General features: G+C 41.8%; 10 protein-coding genes and 2 tRNA genes. All 12 read left to right on the top strand.

What is annotated here, in order from left to right; translation table 11 throughout:
- Nucleotides 1-20 precede the first annotated feature (20 nt).
- The 12 genes from DWZ93_RS05805 (at nt 21) to DWZ93_RS05860 (ending at nt 8,290) form a co-directional block, all read left to right on the top strand.
- The gene (locus DWZ93_RS05805; protein ID WP_118382614.1) at nt 21-986 is read left to right on the top strand and encodes a sugar-binding transcriptional regulator; all 966 of its coding nucleotides are present in this window, start codon (nt 21-23) and stop codon (nt 984-986) included.
- A 144-nt stretch (nt 987-1,130) separates the two neighbouring features.
- Nucleotides 1,131-1,649 (top strand): PTS glucitol/sorbitol transporter subunit IIC, encoded by a 519-nt coding sequence (gene srlA, locus DWZ93_RS05810; RefSeq protein ID WP_118452238.1) that lies wholly within the window; start codon nt 1,131-1,133, stop codon nt 1,647-1,649.
- A 21-nt stretch (nt 1,650-1,670) separates the two neighbouring features.
- Complete coding sequence (gene srlE, locus DWZ93_RS05815; protein ID WP_118452239.1) at nt 1,671-2,666, top strand: PTS glucitol/sorbitol transporter subunit IIB; 996 nt, start codon at nt 1,671-1,673, stop codon at nt 2,664-2,666.
- Between the two features lie 45 nt (nt 2,667-2,711).
- The gene (locus tag DWZ93_RS05820; protein WP_118382617.1) at nt 2,712-3,083 is read left to right on the top strand and encodes a PTS glucitol/sorbitol transporter subunit IIA; all 372 of its coding nucleotides are present in this window, start codon (nt 2,712-2,714) and stop codon (nt 3,081-3,083) included.
- Nucleotides 3,084-3,121: 38 nt separating this feature from the next.
- Nucleotides 3,122-4,441, top strand: coding sequence for an NAD(P)H-dependent oxidoreductase (locus DWZ93_RS05825; protein ID WP_118452240.1), 1,320 nt, complete (start codon nt 3,122-3,124; stop codon nt 4,439-4,441).
- Between the two features lie 131 nt (nt 4,442-4,572).
- Nucleotides 4,573-5,031 carry a transcriptional regulator GutM gene (locus tag DWZ93_RS05830; protein WP_118452241.1) on the top strand — a complete coding sequence of 153 codons (459 nt, stop codon included), beginning with the start codon at nt 4,573-4,575 and terminating at the stop codon, nt 5,029-5,031.
- A 113-nt stretch (nt 5,032-5,144) separates the two neighbouring features.
- Nucleotides 5,145-5,230 (top strand) — tRNA-Ser (locus DWZ93_RS05835).
- A 218-nt stretch (nt 5,231-5,448) separates the two neighbouring features.
- Nucleotides 5,449-5,934 (top strand): DUF2752 domain-containing protein, encoded by a 486-nt coding sequence (locus tag DWZ93_RS05840; protein WP_243061136.1) that lies wholly within the window; start codon nt 5,449-5,451, stop codon nt 5,932-5,934.
- Between the two features lie 16 nt (nt 5,935-5,950).
- On the top strand, nt 5,951-7,084 hold the full coding sequence (locus DWZ93_RS05845) for a CD225/dispanin family protein (RefSeq protein WP_118452242.1): 1,134 nt from the start codon (nt 5,951-5,953) through the stop codon (nt 7,082-7,084).
- Between the two features lie 41 nt (nt 7,085-7,125).
- A complete protein-coding gene (locus DWZ93_RS05850) occupies nt 7,126-7,593 on the top strand; it encodes a DUF4190 domain-containing protein (RefSeq protein WP_118452243.1) in 468 nt (155 codons plus the stop codon).
- A gap of 146 nt (nt 7,594-7,739) precedes the next feature.
- Nucleotides 7,740-8,027, top strand: a complete 288-nt coding sequence (locus DWZ93_RS15315; protein WP_158574283.1) for a DUF2752 domain-containing protein — start codon at nt 7,740-7,742, stop codon at nt 8,025-8,027.
- A 174-nt stretch (nt 8,028-8,201) separates the two neighbouring features.
- A tRNA-Ser gene (locus DWZ93_RS05860) sits at nt 8,202-8,290 on the top strand.
- Nucleotides 8,291-8,456 lie beyond the last annotated feature (166 nt).

Consider the following 8,456-nt stretch of genomic DNA (forward strand, 5'->3'; position numbering starts at 1 on the left):
AAGAAAGCGAGAAGATCTGGATGAAGAAAATTGTAGATGATTGGCGGCTGATATATAAAGTTTGTAGCTTGTATTACGAAGATGATATGCGTCAGCAGGAAGTCAGTGATTATCTGGGAATTTCCAGAGCTACAGTGTCGCGTATGCTTCAGAAAGGAAAAGAAAGTGGGATTGTCCGTGTAGAGGTGATTAATCCTGTACAGTTTTCCTACAACAAGCTAGAAAAGGCATTGGAACGCAAATATGGTCTGAAAGAGGTTATTGTCGTAGAAAGCAGTGCACTGGATACTAAGACGGAGTCGGTATCGCGTATGTATGAGCGGGCAGCTCTTTATCTTTCGCAGTTCTTCAAAGATGGGGACTGGATCGGAGTAACCATGGGACATACGCTTCACAATATCGTGAAGACGAACCGGGCGTTTGAAAAAGATAAGAAGCTGATGTTTGTACCGATTGTCGGAGGTATTGGACAGAGCACGATTGATAAGGTGGATGTGCAGAGTAATCGTATTGCACAGGAGTTCTCCAGAAAGTTTGGAGGGACTTATACACAGTTCCTGTCGCCGGCAGTTTTTTCAGAGCAGAAAGCAATGGAGTATTTTCTGAAAGAGAAGTCGATAAGTTACATATTTGATGATTTTCAGAAGTTAGATACGCTGATCATGGGAATCGGCATTCCACAACGAGTGGAATCAACACTGGTTCGGGCAGGGTATATTACAGGTGAGAACCTGGAAAAGTTTGCCCGAGACGGAATGGCAGGAGATATCGCATTGCATTTCTTTGATGAAGATGGGGCTACTGAGAAGTTTCGTGCATTTAATGACCGTGTAGCAGGTATGCCGTTGGAGATGATGAAAAAAGTCAGAAACAGAATTGGCATAGCGGGAGGCGAGAACAGAGCTGAAGCTATCAGAGGAGCGATTAAGGGTGGATTCATCAATATGTTAATTACGAATATTGATGCAGCAGAGAAGTTGCTTTGATAATATTATTTTAGATATATAAATGAATAGCGAAAGCCGGGTGGATTTTGCAGTCAAGGGCCCAGACATGTGAACGAAGCCGGACAAGCTGTGATCATTATATATAAAGTAGGATACTATAAATGAGTAAATGGAGGAGAGACTATGGAAGCTATTTCTAATGTAGCAAGTGGATTTATTGGTCTATTTCAGGCAGGTGGAGAAACATTTATGGGCTGGGTTACCGGCATCATTCCGCTTGTAGTGTGCTTGATGACAGCGGTAAATGCTATCATCAAACTTGTAGGTACAGAGAAAGTTGAGAATTTCGCTCAGAAAATTACGAAGTATATGATTCTTCGGTACACATTACTTCCTTTAATGGCAGTATTCTTCCTGGCAAACCCGGCATGTTATACATTCGGACGTTTCCTGGATGAGAAGTACAAACCGGCATTTTATGATGCAGCAGTAAGTTTTGTACATCCTATTACAGGACTTTTCCCACATGCAAACGCTGGTGAGCTTTTTGTATGGACAGGTATTTCAGCAGGTGTTGCTGAGGCTGGTTATGCAACTGCTGGTCTTGCAGTAAGATATTTCCTTTGTGGTCTGGTAGTTATCCTGATCCGTGGTATCTTGTGTGAGAAATTGTACGCGTCAATGGCAAAGAAGAGTGCTTAATTAGTTGGAGGAGGTAGAATCATGTATAAATCTATTACTATTAAAGCTGGATCAGGCGGATGGGGCGGTCCTCTGACTATTACCCCTACAGAAAAATGCCACAAAATCTTAAATGTTACAGGTGGAGGAATTACACCGGTAGCACAGAAGATTGCAGATATGACTGGAGCAGAAGTTGTCGATGGATTCAAGACAGGATGCCCGGATGATGAAGTTATGGTAGCAGTTGTTGACTGTGGCGGAACAGCACGTTGTGGTGTGTATCCTAAGAAGGGTATCTTTACTGTTAACCTTACACCGGTTGGACAGTCAGGACCTCTTGCACAGTATATTCAGCCTGAGATCTATGTATCTGGTGTTACAGAGTCAGATCTGTTCCTGGCTGATGGCTCAGAGGTTGAGGCAGCGGCGGAGAAGCAGGTAGCTAAGACTGAAGCTAAGACAAAAGAGCAGGCTAAAGCAGATGTTGCAGCAGCTCAGGCTGGTCAGAAACAGGGTATCGTAGTTCGCATTGGTAAGGGCGTTGGTAATGTTGTAAATAAATTCTTTGCAGCAGGTCGTGAGACAATCGACATGGTTATCAAGAATATCCTTCCATTCATGGCATTTACAGCTACATTGCTTGGTATTATCAGCGCTAGTGGACTTGGTGATATTATCGCCAACACAATCGCTCCGCTGTGTGGAACACTTCCGGGAATGCTTGTTATTTCCTTTATTTGTGGATTGCCATTCCTGTCACCGATTCTGGGACCTGGAGCTGTTATTGCACAGGTTGTTGGTACTCTGCTTGGAGCGCAGTTCGCAACAGGTGCTATTCCTGCTAAGTATGCACTTTGCGCATTATTCGCAATCGATGCACAGGTTGGTGGAGACTTCGTACCGGTTGGACTTTCACTTGGAGAAGCAGAGCCAGAGACAATTGAGCTTGGTGTTCCGGCTGTACTGTTTGAGCGTATGATCACAGGACCTTTATCTGTACTGCTTGCATTCGTATTCAGTATTGGAATGTTCTAATTCTGAACGAAATATCATTCAGCTTGAAAAGAAGGAGACATTTAAATGAAATTTCAGGTAACAATCGTAGGACATGGTGCAGAAGCACTTGAGTTTTTAAATGACTCAGATAACAGTTTTTTCATTCTCTTTAACGAGAATGCGCCGGAAGAACTGGCAGAGATTTCTGTGTTACATACAATTTCTGCAGTTTATAAAGAACCGGCACCTGGTGATACCATGAAGATTGGTGATAAGGAGTTCAAGATCACTGCAGTTGGTGTGGAAGCTCCATATACACTGAGAGAACTGGGACACTGCACTGTCAACTTTGGCGGCGGCGAAGAAGCCGCACTTCCGGGATGCATTATGCTGGAAGGCTCTGAGAAAGTAACTGTGGAGGATCTGCAGGCCGGAACAGAGATTTCTATATACTAATCAATTAAATTCATAACATAAGTAAGGAGAGATGAGTTATGCTTAACATGGACAAAAAACTTCTTAAAAGAGAAGAAGAAGGCAAAGTTATTCGCGTAGGTATCGTAGGAGCAGGACAGATGGGCCGTGGAATGGTTACACAGATGGTTCTTATGAAAGGTATTACACCGGCAATCGTATCTGATATCAAGATCGAGAATGCTGTACACGCGTTTAAATATGCTGAAGTTCCGGACGAAGAAATCGTAGAAGCTAAGACATTAGAGGAAGCTAATGCAGCTATGGAAGCTGGTAAATATGTTGCTTGTGAGGATGCTAATTTCGTATCTCAGGCTAACCTTGTTGAATGTGTGATTGATGCAACTGGTGTACCGGATGTTGGAGCTAAAGTAGCTACTGATGCTATGAGAAATAAAAAGCATGTTGTAATGCTGAATGTTGAGACAGATGTTGTTATTGGACCATACCTGAAGAAACTTGCGGAAGAAGAAGGCGTTATCTACACAGGATCTGATGGAGATGAGCCGGGTGCAGTTATGCATCTGTATAGCTTCGCTAAAGCAATGGGCCTGAACGTAGAAGTTATGGGTAAAGGAAAGAATAACAAGATCGACTACGATTGTAACCCTGATACAGTTCTTGAAGAGGCTACTCGTCGTAAAATGAGTCCTAAGATGCTTTGCGCATTCAAAGATGGTACAAAGACAATGGTAGAGATGACTGCTATGTCTAACTATACAGGACTGATCCCGGATGTTATCGGAGGACATGGTCCAAAGACAGCTCCTGGAACAGAAGGTATCAAAGAGCTGAACGAGATCTTCAAACTGAAAGAAGATGGTGGTATCCTGAACAAACACGGCGTAGTAGAATACGTTAATGGAATTGCTCCGGGAGTATTCGTAACAGTATCTACACCAAATGCAGAGATCGCATACCAGCTTGGATATCATAGCATGGGACCTGGACCACTGTGGACACTGTATCGTCCATATCACCTCTGCAACCTTGAGACACCTCTGTCAGTTGCAAGAGCAGTAATCGAAGGCGATGCAACATGTGTAGCTAAAGATGGTCTGGTATCTGAGTGTATTACAAGAGCTAAGATCGATCTGAAGGCTGGACAGACTATCGATGGTATCGGTGGATACACAACACACGGATCAATTGCTACAGCAGAAGAGTCTAACGCTAAGGGATATGTGCCATTCGGTCTTGTTACTAAGAATGCAGTTATGAAACAGGATGTTAAGAAGGGTACTCTGATCACATATGATATGATTGATCTGGATAAGACAACTCTGATTTACAAGCTGAGAAAAGAACAGGATGCAATGTACGGAAGACACGTACTGTAGTCCATAATATTAAAAGATATTAAATACCTACAATACCATAATAATACCGGGAAAGGGTAGATGACCTGGGAGTCCTTTCAGCGATACGTAAGGCTGATGGGGCTCCTTCCCGGCTATAGGAGGAAGTGTGCATGTTTAGTCAGTTACCTATGATATCCAAACTTTTATTCGTTATATTGATTCTTTTTATCCTGCAGGCATTAGGTGGATACTATCAGGTGAAGAATTATCGTGCTACTGTACGGGAAATTCATAAATTGGGCAATGTGGGCATTGGTCAGAAAAAAGGTAAATTTTTTAATGGTAATATTGTTATGGTAGCATCAGATAGTGATGGTATCATTAAAGGTGTTGTGATTCTGGATGGTATTACATTCCTGTCCAAATTTCATTCGGTAGACGAATTTTTAGGCAAACCATTAGTGGGGAGCAGCATCTATTCATTCCTGGAAGTGACGGACGGATTTGATAAGAAAGAGCGCAAACAGTATATGGGATGGATTCGTGCGTTTGAAGCTCTACGCACCAGATTTGAAGCGCAGGAAGATTCAGATGAGTCGGAAGACGCGGAAAACACAGAAGCGATATAAGGGATTTTTTGAAATTTACGCAAAAAAATAAAAAAATCAAAAAATGTATTGACATTCAGTATTCTAAATGCTAATATATTAGAGCACCAAGCGAGTGCAACAGTAGAATACATGGAGAGGTATCGAAGTGGTCATAACGAGGCGGTCTTGAAAACCGTTTGTCCGCAAGGGCGCGTGGGTTCGAATCCCACCCTCTCCGCTTTCAGGAGTTTTGCTAATGCAAGACTCCTTTTGTTATATCAGCTGGGAGTCAATCCCCCAGCTGATATAACCTCCGGCAGGGCGCACATTGTCCGGTGGACAATGGTTTTGCGCCGACCGAAACGGAGTGTAGACTTGCAGAGGTGCGCAGTAGAAGTATGTCATGCAATTGCATGACGCGCACCTCGCAGCAAGAATGCCGAGGCATTCTTGGAAATGAAAAAAACAGGTGATAAAATGCTGAGTATGATGAAAGAAAAAATCTATGATCCGTCTGGAATTATGAAGAAAGAAATTCGCATTATAATTAGTGCAGGTGTTTTTGTAATATTGCTTGCGGGTACCCTGTTTTTATATTATCATAATCCTAAGGACGGATTAGGTCTGGTGTGCCCGATTTATACGTTGACTGGCTATTATTGTCCGGGATGCGGTGCGGGAAGGGCATGTTATGCTATCCTGCATATGCGGTTTTATCAGGCATTCAGATATAATCCATTATTAGTACTGATTCTTCCGTGGTTGATTTTGTATTATTTGATATGCTGGATACAATGGTTGATTTGCGGCAGAGAGAAGCTGAGTGTGAATATACCGTTATGGATTCCAATGACAGTATTAATTATGATGTTAATATATGGCATTGTGAGGAATATAGGTGTATATCCATTTACGGTACTGGCTCCGACAAAGGTGCTATAAGGAAGGAGAGAAAAGTATGAAGTGTAGTTTTTGTGGCAATGAGGTAGAAAAAGGGATGAAATACTGTCCGCTTTGTGGTGCTGAAGTAAAGGAAGAGACTCCTGAAAACCAGACACCAGAGATGGAAAATCATGATGAGCCGAATAACGATTACAGTTATGGACAGAGCAGTAGTGATCCAAATGGCGGATACAGCTATGGACAAAATAACAGTACCCCTAATAGCAGTTTTAATTATGGTGGACAGTCTGGTAATGGATATAGTCAGTTTAATAATGGGCAACCGGAGAAACAGATTAGTGGAACGCCATATATTATCTTCTCGATTCTTGTGACATTGTGTTGCTGCCTGCCGCTGGGTATTGTAAGTATCGTATATGCAAGTAAGATTAACTCTTTGCAGAATGCAGGTGATTATGAAGGTGCTAAAGCAGCAGCTAAGAAAGCAAAGATTTTTATGATTGTTGGTGCTGTTGGTGGGTTGATTGCAAGTGTCGGGCTCTTTGCAACAGGATATATCAGTGATTCCACGACGGTTCAGACGGTTGAAAACATGCTGGACGAAGATGCAGATACAACAGATTCGAGAGATGATGTAACAGAGACAGATGATAAAGAAACTACAAAAGAGCCGGTTACAGCCAATGAAGACCTTGGTGATAGCTGGAAGAGTTATACAGTACAGATTAATGATGCGGTTGTGACATTTCCGTGTGAAGTCAGTAAGCTGGAAGAAACTGGACTTACATTGGATACGGATGACAAATCAGAAGACTACGTGATTAATAAAGATGATTATGAGTTGGTATATTTCCAGGATTCTAATGCTAATTCGTTGATGTTTATAGTGTCCAATAAAACAGATTCGGCTAAGACGATAAAAGAATGTAAAGTATCAGGGATATATGTAGATGAGTATGATGTTGAAGATGGTAGTCTTACAGTAATCTTCCCTGGAAATATTCAGGTTGGAATGGATATCAGCGATGTGGAAGCTAAATGGGGAGAAGCATCCGATGTATATGAAGGAGAATATTCTGATACATATAGCTGGTATGATGAAGATACATATAATTATTGTACAGTAAGTGTGGATCCGGAGACAAAAAAAGTGACGATGATCGATCTGGATGGGCAAGACCTGCAATAGTGTAAAGTAGATGGAATAGGATAAAAAGCAGGAACGAAAAGATGAAGTGTAGACGATGCGGATTTGAAAATGTAGACAATGCAGATTTTTGCTGCCATTGTGGAGAAGATCTTAGACAGATGAACCGGCTGGAATATCAGAATAATCTGCGAGATCCCAATGAGCAGATGAATCAGAACTATCAGCAGAATTTTAATTACCAACAGAACCAGAGCTTCCGGCAGGAACAGAATTTCCGGCAGGGGATGAATTATAATGCAAAAGATGGTGGAGAAGATGGGATGGCAGTGGCTTCCATGGTGTGTGGAATCTGTGCACTTCTTATGATGTGTTGTGTGCCTTATTTTACGTTGGTTATGGCAATATTGGGACTGGTGTTTGGTATATTGTCGTTAAAGAAGAAACCGGGTAATGGGATGGCGTTAACTGGCGTGATAACATCGTGTATATCACTGGCATTTTCTGTGATTGGGATTCTGATGGGACTGAGTCTGCTCCTTAATGTATGAGGTGACAGATATTGTTGGAATATGTGGGTGAAAGAACAGAGTGGGTTTGTTACAGGATCTTGACGTTGCTATATATGTTGGTGGCGCTGGTGATAGTGTATATGCGATATTTCCATATCGAACTGTATAGTGCCTCGGAATGCTATATGTATCGAATGACGGGATATTACTGTCCGGGATGCGGAGGTACACGGGCGGTGCAGGCGTTAGTGCATGTGGAACTGTTGCGAAGCCTGAGATGTCATCCGGCTGTTTTGCCTGGCGTGGTAATGTCGATCGTGTTTTGGATTGGCATGACATGTGAAAAGATACTCCGACCAAATATAAAGCGCTTTAAATTGAGAAGGATATATTTTTACGTTGTACTGGGAATTGTGATGATACAGTGGATTGTAAAAAATGTTTTATTATATGCTCTTGGATGGCATATATGAGAATAATACATTATGAAGCTGAAAAGCGGTATGTAGATGCGGGAATGCTACTATGTACCGTTTTTTTTACTTTACAGGAAATTGCTTTCCTGTAAAGTAAAAAAATGGAAGAAAACTGTTGACAAAACCAGAAGACACAACTATAATATCATTTGTTCGCGCTTGAAACGGTATGGAGAAATACCCAAGAGGCTGAAGGGGCTCCCCTGGAAAGGGAGTAGGTCGTTAATAGCGGCGCGAGGGTTCAAATCCCTCTTTCTCCGTTTTGATATATACCAATGTTAATAACTGGTAAAAAGAAAATTAAAAAATCTTAAAAAAGTTGTTGACAAGATATGGGAAAACATGGTATTATATTAAAGCTGACTCGTGAGAGCGGCAAACACAAAGAACTTTGATAACTGAACAATAGACAACAACCCTGAAGAT

The organism is Dorea sp. AF36-15AT (genome assembly GCF_003477705.1).
Lineage (GTDB): Bacteria > Bacillota > Clostridia > Lachnospirales > Lachnospiraceae > Claveliimonas > Claveliimonas ammoniilytica.